21 protein-coding genes and 1 pseudogene are annotated in these 22,199 nt (G+C 71.9%); 10 read left to right on the top strand and 12 right to left on the bottom strand.

The features are described 5' to 3' along the window. Positions 1-61: 61 nt before the first annotated feature. On the top strand, positions 62-1,300 hold the full coding sequence (locus GTY47_RS06575; protein WP_029181036.1) for an MFS transporter: 1,239 nt from the start codon (positions 62-64) through the stop codon (positions 1,298-1,300). On the opposite strand, the gene GTY47_RS06580 is transcribed toward GTY47_RS06575, so the two are convergent. Continuing rightward, positions 1,237-2,403, bottom strand: coding sequence for a hypothetical protein (locus tag GTY47_RS06580; protein ID WP_029181037.1), 1,167 nt, complete (start codon positions 2,401-2,403; stop codon positions 1,237-1,239). The two genes, GTY47_RS06575 and GTY47_RS06580, sit on opposite strands and share 64 nt — an antisense overlap. Beyond that, the gene (locus GTY47_RS06585; protein ID WP_029181038.1) at positions 2,400-3,341 is read right to left on the bottom strand and encodes a 5-dehydro-4-deoxyglucarate dehydratase; all 942 of its coding nucleotides are present in this window, start codon (positions 3,339-3,341) and stop codon (positions 2,400-2,402) included. Before GTY47_RS06585 ends, GTY47_RS06580 begins: the two co-directional genes overlap by 4 nt. 224 nt (positions 3,342-3,565) lie before the next feature. On the opposite strand from GTY47_RS06585, the gene GTY47_RS06590 reads away from it, so the two are divergent. From GTY47_RS06590 to GTY47_RS06625, 8 genes are all read left to right on the top strand, one after another. After that, on the top strand, positions 3,566-4,375 hold the full coding sequence (locus GTY47_RS06590) for an NAD(P)-dependent oxidoreductase (protein ID WP_010037916.1): 810 nt from the start codon (positions 3,566-3,568) through the stop codon (positions 4,373-4,375). Positions 4,376-4,687: 312 nt separating this feature from the next. Beyond that, a complete protein-coding gene (locus GTY47_RS06595; RefSeq protein WP_010037919.1) occupies positions 4,688-5,455 on the top strand; it encodes a DeoR/GlpR family DNA-binding transcription regulator in 768 nt (255 codons plus the stop codon). An 81-nt stretch (positions 5,456-5,536) separates the two neighbouring features. After that, complete coding sequence (locus tag GTY47_RS06600; RefSeq protein WP_010037921.1) at positions 5,537-6,910, top strand: sugar ABC transporter substrate-binding protein; 1,374 nt, start codon at positions 5,537-5,539, stop codon at positions 6,908-6,910. Beyond that, entirely contained in the window at positions 6,907-7,848 is a 942-nt protein-coding gene (locus GTY47_RS06605; protein ID WP_010037923.1) for a sugar ABC transporter permease, read from the top strand. Before GTY47_RS06600 ends, GTY47_RS06605 begins: the two co-directional genes overlap by 4 nt. Then, positions 7,845-8,696, top strand: coding sequence for a carbohydrate ABC transporter permease (locus tag GTY47_RS06610; protein ID WP_010037925.1), 852 nt, complete (start codon positions 7,845-7,847; stop codon positions 8,694-8,696). The genes GTY47_RS06605 and GTY47_RS06610 overlap by 4 nt, the downstream gene beginning before the upstream one ends. Beyond that, the gene (locus GTY47_RS06615; RefSeq protein ID WP_010037927.1) at positions 8,693-9,682 is read left to right on the top strand and encodes a zinc-dependent alcohol dehydrogenase family protein; all 990 of its coding nucleotides are present in this window, start codon (positions 8,693-8,695) and stop codon (positions 9,680-9,682) included. The genes GTY47_RS06610 and GTY47_RS06615 overlap by 4 nt, the downstream gene beginning before the upstream one ends. 71 nt (positions 9,683-9,753) lie before the next feature. Next, on the top strand, positions 9,754-9,975 hold the full coding sequence (locus tag GTY47_RS06620; protein WP_010037929.1) for a hypothetical protein: 222 nt from the start codon (positions 9,754-9,756) through the stop codon (positions 9,973-9,975). A 64-nt stretch (positions 9,976-10,039) separates the two neighbouring features. Continuing rightward, positions 10,040-11,239 (top strand): TerD family protein, encoded by a 1,200-nt coding sequence (locus GTY47_RS06625; RefSeq protein WP_010037930.1) that lies wholly within the window; start codon positions 10,040-10,042, stop codon positions 11,237-11,239. A gap of 187 nt (positions 11,240-11,426) precedes the next feature. On the opposite strand, the gene GTY47_RS06630 is transcribed toward GTY47_RS06625, so the two are convergent. From GTY47_RS06630 to GTY47_RS06665, 8 genes and pseudogenes are all read right to left on the bottom strand, one after another. Then, positions 11,427-12,023 (bottom strand): TetR/AcrR family transcriptional regulator, encoded by a 597-nt coding sequence (locus GTY47_RS06630; protein WP_040902914.1) that lies wholly within the window; start codon positions 12,021-12,023, stop codon positions 11,427-11,429. Between the two features lie 252 nt (positions 12,024-12,275). Next, positions 12,276-13,313 (bottom strand): LacI family DNA-binding transcriptional regulator, encoded by a 1,038-nt coding sequence (locus GTY47_RS06635; protein ID WP_010037935.1) that lies wholly within the window; start codon positions 13,311-13,313, stop codon positions 12,276-12,278. 55 nt (positions 13,314-13,368) lie between these two features. Further along, positions 13,369-13,773: a VOC family protein gene (locus tag GTY47_RS06640; protein WP_010037936.1), complete on the bottom strand. Its 405-nt coding sequence runs from the start codon at positions 13,771-13,773 to the stop codon at positions 13,369-13,371. Between the two features lie 94 nt (positions 13,774-13,867). Beyond that, positions 13,868-14,884: a 1-aminocyclopropane-1-carboxylate deaminase gene (locus GTY47_RS06645; protein WP_010037937.1), complete on the bottom strand. Its 1,017-nt coding sequence runs from the start codon at positions 14,882-14,884 to the stop codon at positions 13,868-13,870. A 29-nt stretch (positions 14,885-14,913) separates the two neighbouring features. Further along, positions 14,914-15,555, bottom strand: a complete 642-nt coding sequence (locus GTY47_RS06650; RefSeq protein WP_010037938.1) for a GntR family transcriptional regulator — start codon at positions 15,553-15,555, stop codon at positions 14,914-14,916. 107 nt (positions 15,556-15,662) lie between these two features. Beyond that, positions 15,663-15,831: pseudogene (locus GTY47_RS40700) on the bottom strand (TROVE domain-containing protein); the annotation flags it as partial. Positions 15,832-15,879: 48 nt separating this feature from the next. Continuing rightward, positions 15,880-17,325: an alkaline phosphatase PhoX gene (locus tag GTY47_RS06660; RefSeq protein ID WP_010037941.1), complete on the bottom strand. Its 1,446-nt coding sequence runs from the start codon at positions 17,323-17,325 to the stop codon at positions 15,880-15,882. 153 nt (positions 17,326-17,478) lie between these two features. Continuing rightward, positions 17,479-18,897, bottom strand: coding sequence for a hypothetical protein (locus tag GTY47_RS06665; protein WP_010037944.1), 1,419 nt, complete (start codon positions 18,895-18,897; stop codon positions 17,479-17,481). 305 nt (positions 18,898-19,202) lie between these two features. Here GTY47_RS06665 and GTY47_RS06670 point away from each other — a divergent pair, with 305 nt between their 5' ends. Beyond that, positions 19,203-21,032: an endonuclease/exonuclease/phosphatase family protein gene (locus GTY47_RS06670; protein WP_010037946.1), complete on the top strand. Its 1,830-nt coding sequence runs from the start codon at positions 19,203-19,205 to the stop codon at positions 21,030-21,032. A gap of 221 nt (positions 21,033-21,253) precedes the next feature. Here GTY47_RS06670 and GTY47_RS06675 read toward each other — a convergent pair whose 3' ends face one another. Further along, positions 21,254-21,649 (bottom strand): DUF3618 domain-containing protein, encoded by a 396-nt coding sequence (locus GTY47_RS06675; RefSeq protein ID WP_010037948.1) that lies wholly within the window; start codon positions 21,647-21,649, stop codon positions 21,254-21,256. Next, a complete protein-coding gene (locus GTY47_RS06680; RefSeq protein ID WP_029181040.1) occupies positions 21,646-22,065 on the bottom strand; it encodes a phage holin family protein in 420 nt (139 codons plus the stop codon). Before GTY47_RS06680 ends, GTY47_RS06675 begins: the two co-directional genes overlap by 4 nt. Between the last annotated feature and the right edge of the window lie 134 nt (positions 22,066-22,199).

Genomic DNA, 22,199 nt, shown 5'->3' on the forward strand with positions numbered 1-22,199 from the left:
AGCGGAACTAAGGCACCCTCCCGATCCGCCGGCACGGTCCTTAGGCCCACAGTGGCCAGGCATGACGCATGAAACGACCCGGCCCCTCGTGCGTGTCCTGCGCGACCGCGACTCCGGGCTCTACCTCTCCGGAGTGGTGATCTCCGGCTTCGGCACCTCCGCGTTGTGGCTGGCCTCCGGCGTGTGGGTCAAGGACCTCACCGGCTCGGACGGCCTGGCCGCGCTGTGCGTGCTCGCCATGTGGCTGCCGACCCTGGCCGGACCGCTGCTGGGCACGCTCGCCGACCGGGGCCGCCGCAAACCGCTGCTGATCGGCCTGAACCTGCTCCTGGGCGCCCTCCTGCTCACCCTCGTGGGCGTCGACGACCCGGGCGACCTGTGGCTGCTGTACGCGGTGCTGTTCGTGTACGGCGCCGCGGGTGTCGTCCATGACGCGGCCGAGTCGGCGCTCGTGGCGACCGCCGTCGACGCGTCCCTGCTCGGCGACTTCAACGGCCTGCGCCTGACGGCCACCGAGGGCATGAAGCTCCTGGCGCCGCTCGCCGGCGCGGGCCTGTACGCGGCGTACGGCGGTGCGAGCGTCGCCCTCCTGGACGCGGCGACGTTCGTCCTGGCCGCGGGCCTGTACGCGCTGCTGCGGGTGCGGGAGGACAAACCCGCGCCGCCCACCGGCAGCCGCCGGGAGCGGACCGCCGAGGGCGCCCGCCACCTGTGGGCGCACCCCGTGCTGCGCCCCTTGGTGCTGGCGGGCGGCGCCACGATGCTGTTCGCCGGCGTGAACGGGGCGGTGGTCTACGCCGTCGTCGACGACCTCGGGCACTTGCCCGCCTACGCCGGTGTGCTGTACGCCGTGCAGGGCGCCGGGTCGGTCGCGGTCGGCCTGCTCTCCGGCACCGCTCTGCGCCGCCTGGGCGAGCGGCGCTTCGCGGCGTACGGCATCGCCCTGCTGGCTGTCGCGGTGGCCCTGCGTGCGGTGCCCTCCGACCCACTGGCGCTGGCGTGCAGCGCGGCGGTCGGTGCGGGGCTGCCCGCGGTGCTGATCGCCGCGCTGACGTCGGTGCAGCGCGAGACGCCGGGCCCGCTGCTGGGCCGGGTCACCGCCACCGCCAACACGCTCGTGTACACGCCGAACGTGGTCGGACTGGCCGCCGGGGCGGCCCTGGTCGAGCTGGTGAGCCACCGGCTGGTGCTGGTGGCCCTGGGCGTGGCCCTGCTGGTGACGGCGGCCCCGCTGTTTCAGAGCCGGGCGAGAGCGGAACGGACGGTCTCCAGGTCGCCGTCGGACGCCAACCCGGCGTGATACAGCCGCAGTTCTGTGGCACCGAGCCGCCGCGCCTCGACCGCGTCGGCGGCGAGGGTGCCGGGGCTGCCGCCCATGCCGGAGACGACGGTGAAGTTGGCCGCGATGACCGCACCCTCCTTGACCTGCCGGGCGAACGGCGTCAGGGTGCCGGTGCCGCCCGCGCAGGGCACGACCACACCGTCCGCGACGGACAGGATGTGCGCCGGGTCGACCCCCGGGTTGGCACCGACGTGGTACGACACCGGGTCCGCGTGCAGCAGCACCTGGAAGCCCTCGGGCGCGACCGCCCGGACCGCCGTCACGGCATCCTCCTGGAGCGTGCGGGCGGTTTCGTCCCGGTACGCGCGCGTGGTGCCGGCGAGCGTCTCGCCGAGGAGCTTCTCGACGCCCGTCCAGCCTCCGTCGGACGGCGTCACCCCCTGCCACACCGGCTCCAGCGCGGTCCGTACGGCGGCGGCCAGCTCGTCGGCGTCCAGGCCGTGCCTGCCGTAGCCCTCCCGGCAGGACGGGCAGAAGCACAGCGCCATCAGGTACTGCCCGGCGTCGCCGAGGCCGACGCCGCCGGTCTTGTCGTGGGCGTGCAGATGTTGCAGGCCGTACCAGCCGAGCGACTCCAGCTCGGTGCCGCGCGCCCCGGGCCGAACGGCCGCCTCCGCCGCAAGGTCGGTCAGGTACGCGCGCGTGGCGGGCTGCGCGATGCAGGGTGCCCAGGGGTAGCGGTCGCCGTAGGCGTTGACGACCGAGGTGTCGGGGTGCTCGGCCCCCAGGCGGGAGTTGTGCGCGAGGACGACCCAGGTGTGCACCTCCAGGCCGGCGCCCGTGAGCGCGTCGGCCGCTGTGCCGAAGGCGTCCCCGGGGGCCCAGTCACCGGCCTGGTAGGGGCGCAGTTCCCGCCCGTCCCAGCGGTCGTCCGCCGGGTACAGCACGGCGGCGTGCTCGGCGGTGACGATGCGGTGGCGCGGGTGGCGGGGGGTGAGCGCGCGCGTGGAGTGGTAGGCGGCGGCGAGCGTCACCTGCTCCACGCCGAGCGCCGCGATCCGCGCGGGCGCCTCCGGGTCCCCGTTGACGTCCCAGGGGTAGACGAATGCCGACGCCTTCACTTGGCCTCCTCAAGCAGCGCGTAGCCACGCTCGATCACTTCGGCGAGCTGCTTGACATGATCCTCGGTCGGCTCGTGCAGCGGGGGCCGCACCTCCCCCACGTCCAGTCCGCGCAGCCGGACGCCGGCCTTGACGAGGGCGACGGCGTAGCCCCGGCCCCGGGCGCGCAGTTCGACGAAGGGGCGGTAGAAGCCGTCCAGCAGCTTCTCCACGGTGCTGTCGTCGCCGCCGCGGAGCGCCTGGTGGAAGGCGAGGGCGATCTCGGGCGCGAAGCAGAACACGGCCGACGAGTAGAGCGTGACGCCGAGGGCGCGGTAGGCGAGCTGGGTCTGTTCGGCGGTCGGCAGGCCGTTGAAGTAGAGGAAGTCGCCGGGGACCTCGGAGCGGACGGCGCTGATGACGCGCTGCATGAGGTCGAGGTCGCCGAGCCCGTCCTTGAGGCCGATGATCCCGTCGGTACGGGCGAATTCGACGACGGTCTCCGGGGTGAAGACGGCGTTGTCGCGCTGGTAGACGATGACGGGCAGGGCGGTCGCGGCGGCGACCTCCCGGTAGTGCCGCAGCAGGCCTTCCTGCCCGGCGACGACGAGGTACGGCGGCATGGCGAGCAGCCCGTCCGCCCCGGCCGCCTCGGCGAGCCGGGCCCAGCGCACGGCGAGCGCGGTGCCGTACCCGGCGCCCGCGACGACCGGCACGCGCCCCTCGGCCGCCTCGACGGCGACCCGTACGCACGCCTCGAACTCCTCGGGCGTGAGCGCGTGGAACTCGCCGGTGCCGCAGCAGGCGAACACGGCGGCGGCTCCGGCCTCGACCCCGCGGCGCACGTGCGTGCGGTAGGTGTCGAGGTCCACGGAGCCGTCGGGGCCGTAGGGGGTGACCGGGAAGAACAGCGGTCCGCTGGGGAGGTTGAGGCGGGCGGCGAGAGGGGCTGACGTCACGAGCTCTCCCGGTTCCATATTCATGTTTGCCGTCTATATTTCTGAACGTCTCCACGCTAAGGTGCCGCCTCGGCGCCGGTCAAGCGCGCGAACCCGCGACGCACCAGCGGATTCACTCCTTCCGCGGCATACTTGACGGGCTCCGCCCCAGATCCTTAGCGTGTCCACGAATATGAATGCCGTGCACTCATGTGCACGGCATGGGAGATTCAAGGAGACCGAGGATGCCCGCTCCCCGCACCGTCCTGCTCACCGGCGCCGCCGGTGGCCTCGGCACCCTGATGCGGGAGCTGCTCCCGGACTACGGCTACGAGCTGCGGCTGCTCGACATGCGGCCCATCGAGGGCGCGCCGGACGCGATCACCGCCGACCTCGCCGACCGGGACGCCGTACGCGAGGCCGTCCGCGGCGTCGACGCGATCATCCACCTCGCGGGCATCTCCCTGGAAGCCCCGTTCGAGAAGATCCTCAAGGCGAACATCGAGGGCACCTACCACCTGTACGAGGCCGCCCGCGAGGAGGGCGTCGGCCGGATCGTCTTCGCCTCCTCCAACCACGCCGTCGGCTACACCCCGCGCCCCCAGGGCGACGACCCCCTGATCCCGGTCGACACCCCCCGCCGCCCGGACACCTTCTACGGCCTGTCCAAGTGCTTCGGCGAGGACCTGGCGCAGCTCTACTGGGACAAGCACGGCCTGGAGACGGTCTCGGTGCGGATCGGCTCCTGCTTCCCCGAGCCGACCAGCGTGCGCATGCTCTCGGTGTGGATGAGCCCCGCCGACGGCGCCCGCCTCTTCCACGCGGCCCTGACCGCCGAGCACGTCGGCCACACCGTCGTCCACGGCTCCTCCGCCAACACCCGGCTGTGGTGGGACCTCGGCACCGCCCGGGCGCTCGGCTACGAGCCGCAGGACGACTCCGAGCCGTGGGCCGAGAAGCTCATCGCCGAGCAGGGCGAGCTGGACCCGGAGAACGAGGCGCACGCCTACCTGGGCGGCCACTTCGTGACGGACCCGCCGATCTGGCCGTACTGACCGGAAAGAGTCGTCGCGAGAGGGCGGCCGGGCAGAGAACGGGCCCGCCCGCCCGGGCATTCGGGCACGGTCCGGATGCGGTCGGGCAGCGCCCTCAGGGGCGCGGGGAACTGCGCGACCAGCCACAACGCACCCGCAGACGTCCGCGACCCCCCTGCCGCACGTCGCGCACGTCCGGGACCGAACGGGCACACCCGGGCAGGAACACTTCCGCAACAGACCTGGTCGCCGCAGAACACCCGCTGTAGAACTTCCCCCATGGCCCGACCGAGGGCCCGAACGGGCAGCACGGCAGGAAGGCAGGTGACGGCCATGACCAGAACCGCGGAAGAACGCCAGCGCGAGATCGTGCTGGCCGCACGGCGCGCCGGCTCTGTGGACGTCACCGCCCTCGCTGCCGAACTGGGCGTGGCCAAGGAGACCGTCCGGCGGGACCTGCGCGTCCTGGAGGACCACGGCCTGCTCCGCCGCACCCATGGCGGCGCCTACCCGGTGGAGAGCGCCGGCTTCGAGACGACGCTCGCCTTCCGCGCCACCAGCCACGTCCCCGAGAAGCGCCGCATCGCGGCAGCCGCGGCCGAACTGCTCGGCGACGCCGAGACCGTCTTCGTCGACGAGGGCTTCACCCCGCAGCTCATCGCCGAGGCACTCCCCCGGGACCGGCCGCTGACCGTGGTCACCGCGTCCCTCCCCGTCGCCGGCGCCCTCGCCGGGACCGACACCGTCTCCGTCCTCCTGCTCGGCGGCCGGGTCCGCTCCGGCACCCTCGCCACCGTCGACCACTGGACGACGAAGATGCTGGCCGGTTTCGTCGTCGACCTGGCGTACATCGGCGCCAACGGCATCTCCCGCGAACACGGCCTCACCACCCCCGACCCGGCTGTCAGCGAGGTCAAGACCCAGGCGATCCGGGCCGCCCGCCGCACGGTCTTCGCGGGCGTGCACACCAAGTTCGGAGCGGTCAGCTTCTGCCGGTTCGCCGAGGTCGGCTCCCTGGAGACGATCGTGACGAGCACGCTCCTGCCCGCCGCCGAGGCCCACCGCTACTCACTGCTCGGACCGCAGGTCATCCGGGTCTGACCACCCACCACCCCTTGTCCCCCCAGGGCGCCTCCATGCCCTGCGATGCCCCTTATCTCCCCATACATCCAGGAGCGATCCATGCGAACCCAGAGCCGACGACGGCCACCGCGAGCCACGCTCGCCGCGGCCGCCGCAGGGACGCTGCTCGCCCCGCTGCTCTCCGGCTGCTGGGTCGGCGCGGGCGGGGCCGGATCCGGCGGCGACGCCATCAACGTCCTGATGGTCAACAACCCCCAGATGGTCGAGCTCCAGAAGCTCACCCGCGCCCACTTCACCAAAGAGACCGGCATCAAGGTCAACTTCACCGTCCTGCCCGAGAACGACGTCCGCGACAAGATCAGCCAGGACTTCGCCAACCAGGCCGGCCAGTACGACGTCGCCACGCTGTCCAACTACGAGATACCGATCTACGCCCGCAACGGCTGGCTGCACGAGATGAACGGCTATGTGGCCAAGGACCCGGCCTACGACGAGCAGGACATCCTGAAGCCGATGCGCCAGTCCCTCACCGGGGACGACGGCAAGCTCTACGGCCAGCCCTTCTACGGCGAGTCGTCGTTCCTGATGTACCGCAAGGACGTGTTCGAGAAGAAGGGCCTGACGATGCCCGCCCACCCCACCTGGCAGCAGGTGGCGGACCTCGCGGCGAAGGCGGACGGCGCCGAACCCGGCATGAAGGGCATCTGCCTGCGCGGCCTGCCCGGCTGGGGCGAGGTGATGGCCCCCCTGACCACCGTCGTGAACACCTTCGGCGGCACCTGGTTCGACAAGGACTGGAAGGCACAGCTCGACTCCCCCGCCTTCGAGAAGGCGACGAAGTTCTACGTCGGCCTGGTCCGCGAACACGGCGAGTCCGGCGCCGCCCAGTCCGGCTTCGCCGAGTGCCTGAACAACATGACCCAGGGCAAGGTCGCCATGTGGTACGACGCCACCTCCGCGGCCGGATCCCTGGAGGCGGCGAACTCCCCGGTCAAGGGCAAGGTCGGCTACGCCCCCGCCCCCGTCGAGAAGACGAAGTCCTCCGGCTGGCTCTACACCTGGGCCTGGGGCATCCAGAAGGCCTCCCGCAACTCCGACGACGCCTGGAAGTTCGTCTCCTGGGCGTCCGGCAAGAAGTACGAACAGCTGGTCGGCGACCAGATCGGCTGGTCCAACGTCCCGGCCGGCAAGCGGGCGTCGACCTACGCCAACGCCGACTACCGCAAGGAGGCCGCCGCCTTCCAGGAGATGACCAAGCAGGCCATCGAAGGCGCCCGCCCGAACGACCCCGGCGTGCAGCCGCGGCCCGCGCCCGGCATCCAGTTCGTCGGCATCCCCGAGTTCACCGACCTCGGCACCAAGGTCTCGCAGGAGATCAGCGCGGCCATCGCCGGACGCCAGTCCGTCGAGTCGGCCCTGAAGAAGTCACAGGAGCTCGCCGAGAAGATCTCAGAGGAGTACGAGGGACGATGACCGCCACGACAACGGCCCCCCTGGCCGCTCCCGAGAGGCACACCCCGGTCCGCCGGCCCTCCGCCCGCCTGCGCGCCTGGGCCACCCGCGCCCCGCTGCTCCCCGCCCTGATCTTCATGATCGTCGTCACCCAGCTGCCCTTCGTGGCCACGCTGGTGATCTCCTTCTTCGACTGGAACTCCCTCTATCCCGACGCCCGCCACTTCACGGGCCTCGACAACTACCAGGAGGTCCTGACCGACGCGGACCTGCGCCAGTCGGTGTGGACGACCGTCCTGCTCACGGTGGCGGTGGTCCTGGCCAGCCTGGTGCTGGGACTCGCTCTCGCCCTGCTGCTGGACCGGAGGTTCCGCGGCCGGGGCATCGTACGGACGCTGCTGATCGCCCCGTTCCTGGTGGTCCCCGTCGCGGCGGCCCTGCTCTGGAAGCACGTGCTCTACAACCCCGAATACGGCCTGTTCAACGGGTTGTTGCACTATGTGGGCGGCCCGCAGCCCGACTGGATCTCCAACACCCCGCTGCTCGCGGTCGAGGCGTCGCTCGTCTGGCAGTGGACGCCGTTCATGATGCTCATCCTGCTGGCCGGCCTCCAGAGCCGCGACCACGAGCAGATCGAGGCGGCCCGGGTCGACGGCGCGAGCGACTGGCAGATCTTCGTCCATCTGACGCTCCCGCACCTGCGCCGCTACCTCGAACTGGGCGCCCTGCTGGGCTCGATCTACATCGTCCAGAACTTCGACGCGGTCTTCACGATCACGTCCGGCGGCCTGGGCACCGCCAACCTCCCCTACACCGTCTACCAGAGCTTCTACCAGGCCCACGAGAACGGCCTCGCCTCGGCAGCGGGCGTCCTGGTGGTCATCGGCTCGATCGTCATCGCGACCTTCGCCCTGCGCGTGGTGTCGTCCCTGTTCCGCGAGGAGGTGTCCCGCGCATGAGCACGAACGCCCTGCGTGTCCGTCGTGTCCGTGGCAAGGGTGCGGGCCTGGGCCTGCTGGCCTGGCTGCTCGGCATCGCGTTCTTCCTGCCCATCGCGTGGATGGCGCTGACGTCCTTCCACTCCGAGCAGGACGCGGCGACCAACCCGCCCTCCTTCGCCGCGGCCCTGACCCTGGACGGCTACCGCGAGTTCTTCGGCGCGGGCGGCGGCGCGAGCCCCTGGCCGGCGCTGATCAACTCCACGGTCGCGTCGGTGGCCTCGACCCTGCTGGTCCTGCTGCTGGCCTTCCCGGCGGCGTACGCGCTGTCGATCAACCGCGTCCGCAAGTGGACGGACGTCCTGTTCTTCTTCCTCTCCACGAAGATGCTGCCGGCGGTCGCGGGCCTGCTCCCGATCTACCTCTTCGCCAAGAACGCCGGGATGCTCGACAACATCTGGCTGCTGGTCATCCTCTACACCTCCATGAACCTGCCGATCGCGGTGTGGATGATGCAGTCGTTCCTCGCCGAGATCCCGGTCGCGGTGATCGAGGCGGCCCGGGTCGACGGGGCGAGGCTGCCGACGATCCTGGCCCGCGTAGTGGCCCCGATCTCACTGCCCGGAATCGCGGCGACAGCCCTGATCTGCTTCATCTTCAGCTGGAACGAACTGCTCTTCGCACGGGTGCTGACCGGCGTGGTCGCCGAGACCGCCCCCGTCTTCCTGACCGGCTTCATCACCAGCCAGGGCCTGTTCCTGGCGAAGGTGTGCGCCGCGTCGCTCGTCATCTCCCTGCCGGTGCTCGCCGCGGGGTTCGCCGCCCAGGACAAGCTCGTCCAGGGCCTGTCGTTGGGAGCCGTCAAATGAAGGCCGCCGTCATCGAGTCCGTGGGCAAGGCCGTCGTCGCCGAGGTCCCGGACCCGACGCCAGGGCCGCGCGAGGTCGTCGTCGAGGTCGCGGCCTGCGGGCTGTGCGGCACGGACCTGCACATCCTCCAGGGCGAGTTCGCCCCGAAGCTGCCGATCGTGCCCGGGCACGAGTTCGCGGGCGAGGTGGTCGGGGTCGGCACCCAGGTCACCGAGGTGTCGGTGGGCGACCGGGTCGCGGTCGACCCGTCCCTGTACTGCTTCGAGTGCCGCTACTGCCGTACCGGCCACAACAACCTCTGCGAACGCTGGGCGGCGATCGGCGTCACGACGGCCGGAGGCGCGGCCACGTACGCGGTCGCCCCGGTGGCGAACTGTGTGAAGCTGCCCGAGCACGTCCGCACGCAGGACGCGGCCCTCGTGGAGCCGCTGTCCTGCGCGGTACGCGGCTACGACGTGCTCCGGTCCCGGCTCGGCGCGCACGTCCTGATCTACGGCTCCGGCACGATGGGCCTGATGATGCTGGAGCTGGCCAAGCGCACGGGTGCGGCGAGCGTGGACGTCGTCGACGTGAACCCGGCCCGCCTGGAGACGGCCCGCCGCCTCGGCGTCTCGGCGTCGGCGGCCAACCCGGACGAACTGGACCGCCCGCAGGGCTGGGACCTGGTCGTCGACGCCACGGGCAACGCGGCGGCGATCCAGGACGGCCTGGACCGGGTGGCGAAGGCCGGCACGTTCCTCCAGTTCGGCGTGGCCGACTACGCGACGCGCGTGACCATCGACCCGTACCGCATCTACAACCAGGAGATCACCATCACGGGCTCGATGGCGGTGCTGCACAGCTTCGAGCGGGCGGCCGAGCTGTTCGCGAACGGAGTCCTGGACCCCGACATCTTCATCAGCGACCGGATCCCGCTGGAGCGGTACCCGGAGGCGCTGGAGCAGTTCGCGGCGGGGGTCGGCCGCAAGATCGTCGTCGTTCCGTAGGGAACGGACCGCTCCGGGGGGCAGGCGAAAACAAGTGGGTCGCCCGCCCCCCGCCCCGTACGCTCGCACGCATGCCACGACCACAGGGATTCGCCTACGAGCAGCACGCGGGCGGAACCGTCCGCATCACCCACCACGGCCGCCCCGCCACCACGCTGAACGGCCCCCGGGCCGAGCAGTTCGTCGCCGAGGTCGAGGCCTGTGACCCCCAGCTCGTCATGGCCCGCTGGACCGGAAACTACAAGCGGGGCAACGAACGCACCGCCCGCGACCACCCCCGCAACCGCCGCTGACCCGAATGGGCCCAAGGTAAGGGAACGGCAAAACCGCCTCGCTCGTTCACCCGGCATGACAGCTATGACCCCCGGCTCGAACATCCCCCTGTCCGCCGCCCGCGTGACGGTGGACGTCGCCGCACCGGTGCGGCTCGACGTATCGGGCCTGCTGCTCACCGCCGACGGCAAGGTGCGCTCCGACGACGACTTCATCTTCTACAACCAGCCGTCGGGCCCGGGCGTGACGTACCGCTCGGGCGGCGGCACCACGCCCGACGCGATCGTGGTAGACACGACGGCCGTGCCCCCCGGCATCGAGAAGATCGTCGTCACGGCGAGCCCGGACGCCGCGGGCCAGACCTTCCGGGGCATCGAACCGACGGCCACGATCCGCAACGCGGACGACAGCTCCGTCCTGGCCTCGTTCACGCCCCCGCAGCTCGGTGACGAGACGGCCCTGGTGATCGTGGAGATCTACCGGCGCAACGGCCAGTGGAAGGCCCGAGCCGTCGGCCAGGGATACGCCAACGGCCTCGCCGGCATCGCCACGGACTTCGGTGTCACGGTGGAGGAACCGGCCGCGGCGGCCCCGGCCCAGCCGGTGACCCCGCCGCCGGCCCCGGCGCAGCCGCCTGCCCCGCCCGTCACCACGCCCGCGGCGCCCCCGGCTCCGGCCGCTCCGCCGCCGCCCGCGCCCGGCTCGGGCAAGATCAACCTCGACAAGGGCCGCGTCAGCCTCCAGAAGAACCAGACCGTCTCCCTGATCAAGGGCGGCCGCCCGCTGCTCTCCCAGGTCCAGATGGGCCTCGGCTGGGAGCCGGCCTACCGCGGCAAGGACATCGACCTGGACGCCTCGGTCATCGCCTACGGGCCGCAGCGCAACCACATCGACAGCTGCTACTTCGGCAAGCTGCAGATCGTGGGCGGCGCCATCCGGCACTCCGGCGACAACCTCACGGGCGAGGGCGGTGGCGACGACGAGGTCATCACGGTCGACCTCGGCCGCCTCCCCCAGGAGGTCACCGGCCTGGTCTTCACGGTCAACTCCTTCTCCGGCCAGAAGTTCACCGAGGTCGCCAAGGCCTACTGCCGCCTCCTGGACGCCACCACCGGCGAGGAGCTGGTTCGTTTCGACCTCACCAGCGCCGAGCCGCAGACCGGCGTGATGATGGCCAAGCTGATCCGCCAGTTCTCCGGCGAGTGGGAGATGACGGCGATCGGCGACTTCGTGAAGTCCCGCACGGTCAGGGGAATGGTGAAGCCGGCCGCGCAGGCGCTGTAACGGCACCCCGCCCCGGCTCCGGGACGCCCCCTGCCCGAGGGGGCGTCCGGCCGTCCCGGCGGCCGGGGGTCACGGCCCCGGCACTCGGCCACCAGACCTCAAGGCCTCCGCCGCCGGCCCGGGCGCGGGCGACCGACCCGACGCCCAGCCTGCCGGAGGCGCCGCCGCATCCCGCTGTGCCGCCGCCTCAGCCCTCACGGTCACGGCCACCCGGCGGCAACGGCCGCAACCCCTCCGTCAGCAACGCCAGATACCGCCGCATGTGCCTGCCCTCCCCGTCCGCCAGCTCCGAGGCCGTCGCCACGCCGTGGGCCAGCCGGAGCACCTCGACCGGCTCGACGTCGCCGCGCAGCGTCCCCTCCCGCTGAGCTGCGCGGACCAGCCGGGCCGCCGCGCTGTTCACCGCGTCGCCGCAGGCCGTGGCCATGGCCGAGTCGCCGTCGGTGACGGCCGGGCCGAGGAGGGCCTTCAGACCGCGCATCCGGATCAGCCCGGCACCGAGTTCGTACAGCCACTCCCCGAGCGCCTCGCCCGGCGGCAGCCCGGCCGCGAGTTCGTCGGCCCGCGCCGCCATCGCCTCGATCCGGTCCAGATAGGCGGCCTCCAGCAGGTCCTGCCGGGTCGGGAAGTGCCGGTACAGCGTGCCCGAGCCGACCCCGGCCCGCTTGGCGATGTCGTCGAGCGACGCGCCCTCCCCGTGCTCGGCGAAGGCCTCCACGGCCACCTTCAGCAACCGCTCGTAATTACGCCGAGCATCCGCCCGCATGGGCCTGACCTGCGCCATGCAGCCACTCCTCACCAACCGGGGACTCACGGACCGGGGACCCTCTCCGCACCTTATCGAGATCGGCCGACGGGCCCGGGCCCGTACACCCGCCGCCTCACATCTTCATCGCCCCCGCAGCCAGATCCCGCAGGAAGTGCCGCGCCCCGAAGAGGATGTGGAGGCGTCCGAAAACCGGTGTCGAGGGAACTGCGCGGAACGATCTGGCGGACCCACGCCCGGACGGTCGGACGAGGTCGGGCGGAGGCGAGGTCAGGCGGAGGCGCGCACCACCAGCTCGGGCACCACCCACGCGTCCGCGCCCCGCAGCGGCTCCTCACCCGCGCGCAGCCGGGCCACCTGCTCCACGGCCAGCCGTCCCAGCCGCCGCTTGTCGATGTGCAGGGTGGTCAGGGCGGGGTCCACCAGCTCGCCCAGGGAGAGACCGTCGAAGCCCAGCACCGCCAGATCGTCGGGGACGCTCCGGCCACGGCGCCGGGCGGTGCGCATCGCGCCGACCGCGATCAGGTCGTTGAAGCCGAAGACCGCGGTGATCTCGGGCCGCTCCGCCAGCAGCCGTTCCATGCCGGCCTCGCCGCCGGTCACGCTGTGCTCGGGGCACACCACGACCCAGTCCTCGTCGACCGGCAGTCCGAGCCGCCGCACCTGCTCCAGGAAGGCCAGCCTGCGGGGGCCGGGGCCGTGCACGCCGTCCAGCATGCCGATCCTGCGGTGCCCCGCGCGGAACAGGTGGTTCATGCCCTGCTCGACTCCGGTGGCGGCGTCGATGCCCACGGCCGCGAACCGGGTCTGCTGCGGGCCCCGTTCCAGCAGCACCAGCGGCACGCCTCCGAGGTGCCGGGTGAGGACGTCGTCCGGGTCCTTGAAGTAGCCCACCACCGCGTCCGCCTGGTGGGAGAGCACGTCGAGCGCCTGCCGCTCCCTGGCCTCGTCGATACGGGAGTCCCACACGACCACCTGCCAGCCGCGCTGCTCGGCCGCCTCCAGCACTCCGGCGGCCACCTCGGGGAAGAAGGGGTTCCGCAGGTCCGGGATGACCAGGCCCGCCGTCACCGCCCCCTTCTGGACGAGTCCGCGCGCGAAACGGCTGGGCCGGTAGTCCAGGAGCCGGGCCGCCTCCAGGACCCGTTCCTTGGTGGCCGGGTCGATCTCACCCTTGTCGTTGACCGCCCGGGAGACCGTCTGCCGTGACACGCCGGCCAGTCGTGCGACGTCATGGATCGTGGCCCGGCGCCGGGCACCACCGGGCCGCTCGGCACCCGGCTCCGCCCGCTGATTGTCGGTCCACACGCTGAGCACTTTATCCGGCGGCGGACGCCGCCCGGCAGGGCGGCAGCGCGGCCCCTCAGTCGTCGAGCTCGGTGAAGAGCGTCAGCTGGAGGGCGCCCGGGGCTTCGAGCCGGGAGTTCAGGGAGTTCCAGGGGGTGCGCGTGGGCTCGGCGACCACCTCGGCCCCGGCGGCGGCCAGCTTCGCCGTGACGGCGACGGAGTCGTCCACCTGGAAGGCGACCCGGATGTGCCCGGCGACCCGCCGCCCCACCTCGACCTCGTCGATGAAGGCGGCGTGGTTCGGGTCGGTCAGCTCCAGGGTGGCCCGCCCGGCGTCGAGGATCGTCACCCGCCCGTCCTGAGACGCGAACGCGCCCTGCTCGGTGAGGCCGAGCACGTCCCGGTAGAAGTGCAGCGCGGCGTCGTAGTCGTCCGCGGTCACGACCAGGCGGAGTTCCCGTACGGCTGGTTCGTCGGGCATGAAGGCTCCTTCAGGGCTCGGGTAACCGCTGACAACCCGGGGGACGGCCGGTTGATTCCTGTGCGCGGCCGGGCCCGACGCGGCAGCCGCCCTGTCAGAACAGCGCGCTGTACGCGTTCAGCGCAGGCTGTCCGCCCAGGTGGGCGTAGAGCACCGTGGAGTCGCGGCCGATCTCGCCCCGCGAGACCAGGTCGATCATCCCGGCCATGGACTTCCCCTCGTACACGGGGTCGGTGACCATCCCCTCCGTCCGGGCCGCGAGCCGCATCGCCGCCAGCGTGGTCTCGTCGGGGATGCCGTACGTGCCCGCGTGGTACCGCTCGTCGAGTTCGACGTCGGACTCGGTCACCTCACGCTTGACGCCGATCAGCTGCCCGGTGCGGTGCGCGATCCGGGCGATCTGGCCGCGGGTCGCGGCGGGTTTCGCCGAGGCGTCGATGCCGAGCACGCGCCGGGGCCGCCCGCCCGCCTCCTCCAGCGCGGCGAACCCGGCGACCATGCCGGCCTGGGTGGAGCCGGTCACCGAGCACACGACCACGGTGTCGAAGAAGACACCCAGCGCACGCTCCTGCTCGGCGACCTCGTACGCCCACCCGGCGAAACCCAGGCCGCCGAGCGGATGGTCGGAGGCCCCCGCCGGGATGGCGTAGGGCTTGCCGCCCGCCTCCTCGACTTTCCTGAGCGCCTGCTCCCAGCTCTCCTTGAACCCGATCCCGAACCCGGCCTTCACCAGCCGTACGTCGGCCCCGGCGAGGCGGCTGATCAGGATGTTGCCGACCTTGTCGTACACGGCGTCCGGCCAGTCCACCCAACTCTCCTGCACGAGGACGCACTTGAGCCCGGCCCGGGCGGCGACCGCCGCGACCTGGCGGGTGTGGTTGGACTGCACCCCGCCGATCGACACGAGCGTGTCGCAGCCCTGGGCGAGCGCGTCGGCGACCAGGTACTCCAGCTTGCGCGTCTTGTTCCCGCCGTAGGCGACACCGGAGTTGCAGTCCTCCCGCTTGGCCCAGAGGGACGCACCGCCGAGGTGCGCGGTCAGCCGCTCCAGGGGGTGGACGGGCGAGGGCCCGAAGAGCAGGGGGTAACGCTCGTACGAGGAAAGGGACATGGGTCCTCCCGGGTCGGTGTCGGTCCGCCTCAGTCGGCGAGCTCTTCGAGCCCCCGCCAGATTTCCGCCGTGACGCGGACCGCCTCGACCACGTCACCGGCCGCGCAGGCCTCGATCAGCCGCTCGTGCAGCCCGGCCGAACGGCAGCTGCCGCCCTCGCCGAAGCGCCGTCGCTCCAGGCGGCGGATGAGCGGGGTGTAGCGGGCTACGGTCGCGGCCGCCGCGCGGTTGCCGCTCACCCGGACGAGGACGTCGTGCAGCGCGTCGTCGGCACGCAGGGCCCCGTCCACGTCTCCGGTGCCGACGGCGGCGGCGAAGTGCTCGTTGGCGGCGCGCATCGCCTCGATGTCCGCGGCACCCAGCCGGGGCACGGCGACCCGCGTCACCAGCTCGTGCATGGCACCGACCACGGCGGCGGCGTCCCGGACGTCCGAGGCCACGAGCGGGGTCACCCGGGTGTAGCTCTGCGGCTTGCTCTCCAGCAGCCCCTCGTCCACGAGCCGGGAGAACGCCTCCCGCACCGGCGCCCGGGACAGCCCCAGCCGCTCCGCGAGCTCGGCGTCCCGCACCACCGCACCGGGTTCGATCTCCCCGGCCACGATGGCGTCCCGGATGGCCGCGTACGCCCGGTCCCTGAGCAGGGTGCGGGGGACGGGCCGGATGGCCTCCACGAATTGAAATGTTAGATGTCAGGACGAGGGCCGACAAGAGGTGTGCCCCCAGGGCCGGTCAGGACCGTGGCCCGCACTCCCCAGGCGGTGCGGGCCACGGTCTCTCTTGCCGCCCAGGGCCAGCCGGCGTCCCGGGAGGCCTGGATCAGCGGAACCATCCGGAAAGGCCGCGTCCGAGAGGCCTGCGAACGTGTGCCGATTGCCCTTCCCCGACGGGCCGTGGCCCGCCCGGTGTCCGGCGGGGTGCCAGGTGTGGACCGGCACGTCGGCCGGGACGTGCTTCCGGTGGTGCCGGCGCACCTTGCTTCGCCGTGACCCGGCGTTCTAGATCCGCTGCCGCTTCCAGGGACCAGTGATGGCGAGCAGAATGCCGGGCGTCTGGATGCTGGCGAAAAGGGTCCGGCCGTCGGGTGAGAAGGTGACACCGGCGAACTCGCTGTACTCCGGCTCCTCCTCGGTGCCGATGTTCAGCTCGTTGCGGGCGATCGGGTAGGTCCGGCCGCTGTCGGTGGCGCCGAACAGGTGCTGCACGCCCTCGCCGTCCTCGGCGATGACGAGGCCGCCGTACGGGGAGACGGTGATGTTGTCGGGGCCGTCGAAGGCGCCGTCCTCGGAGGGGTCGGGGTTCACGCCGAGCAGGACCTTCAACGTCAGCGTCCGGCGCTTGGGGTCGTAGAACCAGACCTGGCCGTCGTGCTGGACGGGGCTCTCCTCACGGGCGTACGAGGAGACGATGTAGGCACCGCCGTCGCCCCACCACATGCCCTCCAGCTTGCGGGCGCGTGTGACCTCGCCGTCGGCGAACTGCTTGCGCACGGGGGTCGTCCGTGCGTCGCGGTCGGGCACGTCCACCCAGTCGACGCCGTAGACGGTGCCGATCTTCGTGGCGCGGGACAGGTCGTCGACGAACTTCCCGCCGGAGTCGAAGCACTTGGGCGCCTGGAGGACACCGGCGTCGTCGGCGAGCTTGCGGAACTTTCCGGGGCCGTACTCGAAGCCCTTGGGCGGGGTCCAGCGGTAGAAGAGGCCGTTGGGGCCGGCGGCGTCCTCGGTGAGGTAGGCGTGGCCGCGCTTGGGGTCGATGACCACGGCCTCGTGGTCGTAGCGGCCGAAGAACTTCAGCGGCTTGGGGCCGCGGTTGGCGCGCCGGTCGCAGGGGTCGACCTCGAAGACGTAGCCGTGGTCCTTGGTCATGCCGTTGACGCCGGCCCGGTCGGAGTTCTCCTCGCAGGTGAGCCAGGTGCCCCAGGGGGTGCGGCCGCCCGCGCAGTTGGTGGAGGTACCGGCGATGCCCACCCACTCGGCGACCCGTCCGTCGGGGCGCACCTCGACGACCGTGCAGCCGCCGGCCGCCGCCGGGTCGTAGACGAGGCCCTCGGTGAGCGGCACCGGGTACTTCCACTTGGCGCGCGGGCCCTTCAGCTCGTGGTTGTTGACGAGCAGGGTGGTGCCGCGGGGACCGTCGAAGGTGGCGGTGCCGTCGTGGTTGGACGGCGTGAACTCACCGGACTCCAGCTTGGTCTTGCCGCTGTACGTGATGATCCGGTACGTGAAGCCGGCGGGCAGGGCGAGGATGCCCTTGGGGTCGGGGACGAGCGGTCCGTAGCCGACTCCGTGCCGGGCGTCCGCCGCCTCGTCCCCCGTGCTCTCGGTGTCGTAGGACGCGAGGGCGTTCGGTGCCGTGGCGAGGGCGCCGACACTGCCCGCCAGCGCGACACCGGCACCGGTGATCGCGGAGGTTCTGGCGAAGTCCCTGCGGGTGAGCGACATGGTGTCTCCTGTGACGGTGGATGTGCCGTGGAGGGCGGCGGACCTCGTTCGGCAACACCGTCCCGTTCATCCATGAACGCCGGTTGAACAACGCCCCAGGGGCGCGGGGAACTGCGCGCCAAGCCACGACGGCGCCGCAGTCACAGAACAGGATCAACCACCCTGTTGCGACCGCGCCTTGAACGCGGCCTTCCGCGCCTCCTTCGCAACCCTCTTGTCGGGATGCAACCGCCCCATCGCCTCCAGCACATCAGCAGTAGCGGGATGCTCAACCCGCCACACCGCCTCGAAGAACCCGCCGTGCTGCCGCGCAAGCCCCTCGACCAACGCCCGCAACTCCTCGGAATTACCCTCCGCCGCCAGCTGCGCAGCCACCGTATCGATGGTCAGCCAATAGACCATCGCCTCCGACGGCGCAGGCACATCAGCCGCACCATGCTCGGTGAGCCAGACACGCGCGAGGCCACCCAACTCGGCATCATCGAGCACCTCCCGCAACGCCGGCTCGGCCGAAGCACCCACCAGCGACAAGGCCTGCTGGCACCGCAACCGCCGCAGCGGCGCCCCGGCATCCGCGCCCCGGGCCGCCGCCAGCAACTCCCGTGCGGCGGCGAGCGATTCGCGCCGCTCCAGCCACTGCTCGGTCTCGGCCTGCGCAGCACCCGGCGGGAAGGCCGCCGTGCCGTCGAGCAGCGCGTCGGCTCCCTTGTCCGCGAGGTCCCCGACGGCCGGCGCCTCGAACCCGGCCTCCAGCAGCCGGGCCCGCAGGCCGTAGAGCCCGAGCGGGGTGAGCCGGACCATGCCGTAGCGGGAGACGTCGGTGTCGTCGACGGGTGCCGCGGGCTCCTCGTCGGCATCGGCCATGAGGGCCTCGTCCACGGGCTGGTACGCCACGAGCCCCACCGGCTCCAGCATCCGGAACTGGCCGTCCAGCCGCATCATCGCGTCGGACACCTGCTCCAGGACGTCGTTGGTCGGCTCGCCCATGTCGCTGGGCACGATCACCGACGCGGCCAGCGCGGGCAGCGGCACGGGGGCTTCGGCGGGCGTGTCCTCGCCCGCGGTCAGCAGGTAGAGGTTGCCGAGCACGCCGTCGAGGAACTCGGCCTCGGCCTCCGGGTCCCAGTCGAGGGCGGAGAGGTCGACCTCGCCGTCCTCGGCCACGAGCCCGTCCAGGTCGGGCACGCTCGCGTCGGCGAGCACCGTCTCCAGGGCCGCGAGCCACACCGCGAGCACGTCCTGCGGCGAGCCGCCGGTGAGCAGCGCGAGGTCCTCGCCCGCGGTGACGGTGCCCTCCTCCTCGTCGGCGATCTCGACGAGCCCGGTGTCCACGGCCACCCGCCACGCCTCGCTGGCGTCGGCGGCGGCGTCGTCCCCGCTCAGCCCGAGCACCTCGGCGGCCGCGGGCAACTGCTCGTCGACGAGCCCGCCCCCGGCGTCGACCCGGGTCTCCGGCCCGGCCCAGCGGGCCAGCCGGGCGGCCCGGGACAGCAACGGCGTGGACAGCGCGTCGCGCGCCAGCTCCGCTTCGGAAGTCAGCCGCACCGGCGGCAGGGGGGAGCTGTCTGACATCGGCTGTTTCTCCTAGGGCGCCTCATACGACTCAGCCGCTCAGCCTAGACGGATTTACACCCATGCCGCCTACTTCATGTCCCCGTCAGGAGTTGTACATGGCCGAAACCTTGACAAGTGGCCTGAGCAGGCTGGAGATTGACGCGCGTAGAAGTCGGCGGACACTTGTTCACCGGGTCGGCCCCACAGACCCACCCGTCCACCGTCGTCTACGCGCGTCACACCGCCCGCCCCACAGGTAGCGGCAGACAGTCCACGCTCCACCCTCGTCCCGGCGCCCTGTCACGTCCCCGGAGGGATTCCCGTTGCCGAGCAAGTCGTCCGCGCGCCTCGCCGCGCTCACCGTCGCCGCCGTGTGCTCCGCGGCATCCACGATCGTCCTCACCGCCCCCGCACACGCGGACTCGGTCCGCATCCACGACATCCAGGGCAGCACCCGGATATCGCCGTTCGCCGGCAAGCAGGTCACGGACGTGACCGGAATCGTCACCGGCATCCGGACCTACGGCTCGTCCCGCGGCTTCTGGATCCAGGACCCGAGCCCGGACGCCGACCCCGCGACCAGTGAGGGCGTCTTCGTCTTCACCAGCTCGACGCCGAAGGGGGTCGCCGTCGGCGACGCCGTCACGGTCAGCGGCACCGTCTCGGAGTACGTCCCCGGTGGCACCGCCTCCGGCAACCAGTCCCTGACGGAGATCACCAAGCCGACGACCACGGTCGTCTCCAGCGGCAACCAGCTGCCCGCCGCCACGACGATCGACGCGAAGTCGGTCCCCGCCGCCTACGCGCCGGCCGGCGACACCACGGCGAACGGCTCGATCAACGCCCTCCCCCTCAAGCCCTCGGCGTACGCCCTGGACCACTACGAGGCACTGGAGGGCATGACCGTCCGCGTCACCGACACCCGTGTCGTGGGCGCCACCGACCCGTACACCGAACTCTGGGTGACGGTGAAGCCGCACGAGAACCGCAACCGCCACGGCGGCACGGTCTACGGCTCCTACGACGCCCAGAACACCGGCCGGCTCCAGATCCAGTCCCTCGGCTCGACGGCCGACTTCCCGAAGGCGAACGTCGGCGACACCCTCACCGGCACGACGGCGGGCCCGCTCGACTACAACCAGTTCGGCGGCTACACCCTGGTCGCGAGCGAACTCGGCACGCTCAGGTCCGCGGGCCTGAAGCGCGAGACGACGAGCAAGCAGCGCTCCTCGGAACTCGCGGTCGCCACCTACAACGTCGAGAACCTCGACCCGGCCGACGACACCTTCGCCGAGCACGCCTCCGCGATCGTGAACAACCTGAAGTCGCCGGACATCGTGTCCCTGGAGGAGATCCAGGACAACAACGGCGCGAAGAACGACGGTACGGTCGCCGCCGACCAGACCATGACGAAGCTGATCGACGCGATCGTCGCGGCCGGCGGCCCGAGGTACGACTGGCGCTCGATCGACCCGGCCGACGGCGCCGACGGCGGTGAGCCCGGGGGCAACATCCGCCAGGCGTTCCTCTTCAACCCGGAGCGGGTCTCCTTCACGGACCGCGCGGGCGGCGACGCCACGACGGCGACGGACGTGACGAAGATCCGGGGCAAGGCGCACCTGACGCTCAGCCCCGGCCGCATCGCCCCCGCCGACGAGGCCTGGAAGAACAGCCGCAAGCCGCTGGCCGGCGAGTTCGTCTTCCGCGGCCGCACGGTCTTCGTGATCGCCAACCACTTCAACTCCAAGGGCGGCGACCAGGGCCTGACCTCCCAGTACCAGCCACCGGCCCGCAGCTCCGAGACCCAGCGCCACCAGCAGGCCGCGCTGGTGAACGCCTTCGTCAAGGACATCCTCGACACCCAGAAGAACGCGGACGTCATCGCCCTGGGCGACATCAACGACTTCGAGTTCTCGCAGACCACGAAGCTCCTCGAAGGCCGCGGCGAACTCTGGTCGGCCGTCAAGTCGCTGCCCGGGAACGAGCGTTACTCGTACGTCTACCAGGGCAACAGCCAGGTCCTCGACCAGATCCTGATCAGCCCGTCGATCCGCCGCGACTGCGACTTCGAGTACGACAGCGTGCACGTCAACGCGGAGTTCAACGACCAGATCAGCGACCACGACCCGCAGGTCCTGCGCTTCCGTCCGTAAGCCCCCGGCCAGGGGCCGGCTGCACCATGGGTCCAGCCGGCCCCACGGCACACGGGCACGAGCCCCAGGGCATGCCGACTGCCGGGTCCGGGGCGCTGCGCGACCCGGCGCTTGCGGTCTGCGGCAGCTGAGCCGAGACGCGCCCGCACCGGCCTACGGCGAGGAGGCGCGGCCGCGACCCACCCCCGGGCATAGGCACGAGCGGCGCGGCACCACCCCGCTCAGCGATGCCAGAGCGACCCGTGACGCCGGTGAGTCACCTGCTGCCGGCGCCGCAGCACCTCGACAGCCACCACCGCAGCCCCCGCAGCCGCCCCGGCCACCAGGACCGGCCTCGGATGCCGCATCCCCGCCCGGACAACACCACGCACCGGCCGAGGCCCCACATGCGTCGCCTTGTCGTGCACCGTATGCCCGGCCTGCGCGGCGCTGCTCCGCAGCTGCACCGTCATCGCCCCGGCCTTGTCCCGCAGATCGGCCGCCCGCGCCCGCGCACGCCCCTTCACATCGGCCTTCCCCGCCAGCTCTTCCACCGTGTCCCCGAGTTCACCACGGGTCCGCTCGATCTGCTGCCGCAGCTCATCGGGCCCCTTGGCCCCACCCGTCGCATCCGTCATCGATGTGCCCTTTCCCTGATCTCCTCCACGTCCGCCCTGACACTGCCGAGGGCCTCCTCAGGCGTGGGAGGCGTGGCCCGGCGCAACTGCGCCCGGCCGGCAGCGCCCAGCACGGCCGCGATCACGAACAGCACCCCCGTCACGATGAGCGCCGCGGCCCAGACGGGCAGCACCAGCGAGAGGGCGGCGATCCCCGTCCCGGCCAGCGCGAGCAGCCCGGCGTAGGCGACGGCACCCGCCGCGCCGAGCAGCCCACCGCCACGCCCCGCGCGCCGGCCCTTCTCGGCCAGCTCTTCCTTGGCCAGAGCAACTTCCTGCCGCACGAGCCGGGAGAGCTGCTCCGTGGCCTGTGAGACGAGCTCGCCCACGGAGTGGCGCTCGTCGTGCACGGCCCGATGATCGATGGTCCCGGTCACGGTGTTCCGCCTCCTCTCGAAGTAGGAACCCCCGAGTACCCGGCCCACCCTGCCGCTATCCCTTCAACCCGGCCCGGCCACCACCCCGGCTGTCCGGCCTCGCGCCCCCTCCAGCCCGGCCCCCCCTCCCCGCC

The sequence above is a fragment of the Streptomyces sp. SID5464 genome (genome assembly GCF_009862985.1).
Classification (GTDB): domain Bacteria; phylum Actinomycetota; class Actinomycetes; order Streptomycetales; family Streptomycetaceae; genus Streptomyces; species Streptomyces chartreusis_D.

Coding starts and splice junctions, on each gene's coding strand:
- GTY47_RS06640 (WP_010037936.1), bottom strand. CDS start 13,773: ATGCCCGACGAACCAGCCGTACGGGAACTCCGCCTGGTCGTGACCGCG.
- GTY47_RS06660 (WP_010037941.1), bottom strand. CDS start 17,325: ATGTCGCTCACCCGCAGGGACTTCGCCAGAACCTCCGCGATCACCGGT.
- GTY47_RS06615 (WP_010037927.1), top strand. CDS start 8,693: ATGAAGGCCGCCGTCATCGAGTCCGTGGGCAAGGCCGTCGTCGCCGAG.
- GTY47_RS06610 (WP_010037925.1), top strand. CDS start 7,845: ATGAGCACGAACGCCCTGCGTGTCCGTCGTGTCCGTGGCAAGGGTGCG.
- GTY47_RS06575 (WP_029181036.1), top strand. CDS start 62: ATGACGCATGAAACGACCCGGCCCCTCGTGCGTGTCCTGCGCGACCGC.
- GTY47_RS06630 (WP_040902914.1), bottom strand. CDS start 12,023: ATGGCGCAGGTCAGGCCCATGCGGGCGGATGCTCGGCGTAATTACGAG.
- GTY47_RS06665 (WP_010037944.1), bottom strand. CDS start 18,897: ATGTCAGACAGCTCCCCCCTGCCGCCGGTGCGGCTGACTTCCGAAGCG.
- GTY47_RS06625 (WP_010037930.1), top strand. CDS start 10,040: ATGACCCCCGGCTCGAACATCCCCCTGTCCGCCGCCCGCGTGACGGTG.
- GTY47_RS06600 (WP_010037921.1), top strand. CDS start 5,537: ATGCGAACCCAGAGCCGACGACGGCCACCGCGAGCCACGCTCGCCGCG.
- GTY47_RS06675 (WP_010037948.1), bottom strand. CDS start 21,649: ATGACGGATGCGACGGGTGGGGCCAAGGGGCCCGATGAGCTGCGGCAG.
- GTY47_RS06595 (WP_010037919.1), top strand. CDS start 4,688: ATGACCAGAACCGCGGAAGAACGCCAGCGCGAGATCGTGCTGGCCGCA.
- GTY47_RS06620 (WP_010037929.1), top strand. CDS start 9,754: ATGCCACGACCACAGGGATTCGCCTACGAGCAGCACGCGGGCGGAACC.
- GTY47_RS06590 (WP_010037916.1), top strand. CDS start 3,566: ATGCCCGCTCCCCGCACCGTCCTGCTCACCGGCGCCGCCGGTGGCCTC.
- GTY47_RS06605 (WP_010037923.1), top strand. CDS start 6,907: ATGACCGCCACGACAACGGCCCCCCTGGCCGCTCCCGAGAGGCACACC.
- GTY47_RS06645 (WP_010037937.1), bottom strand. CDS start 14,884: ATGTCCCTTTCCTCGTACGAGCGTTACCCCCTGCTCTTCGGGCCCTCG.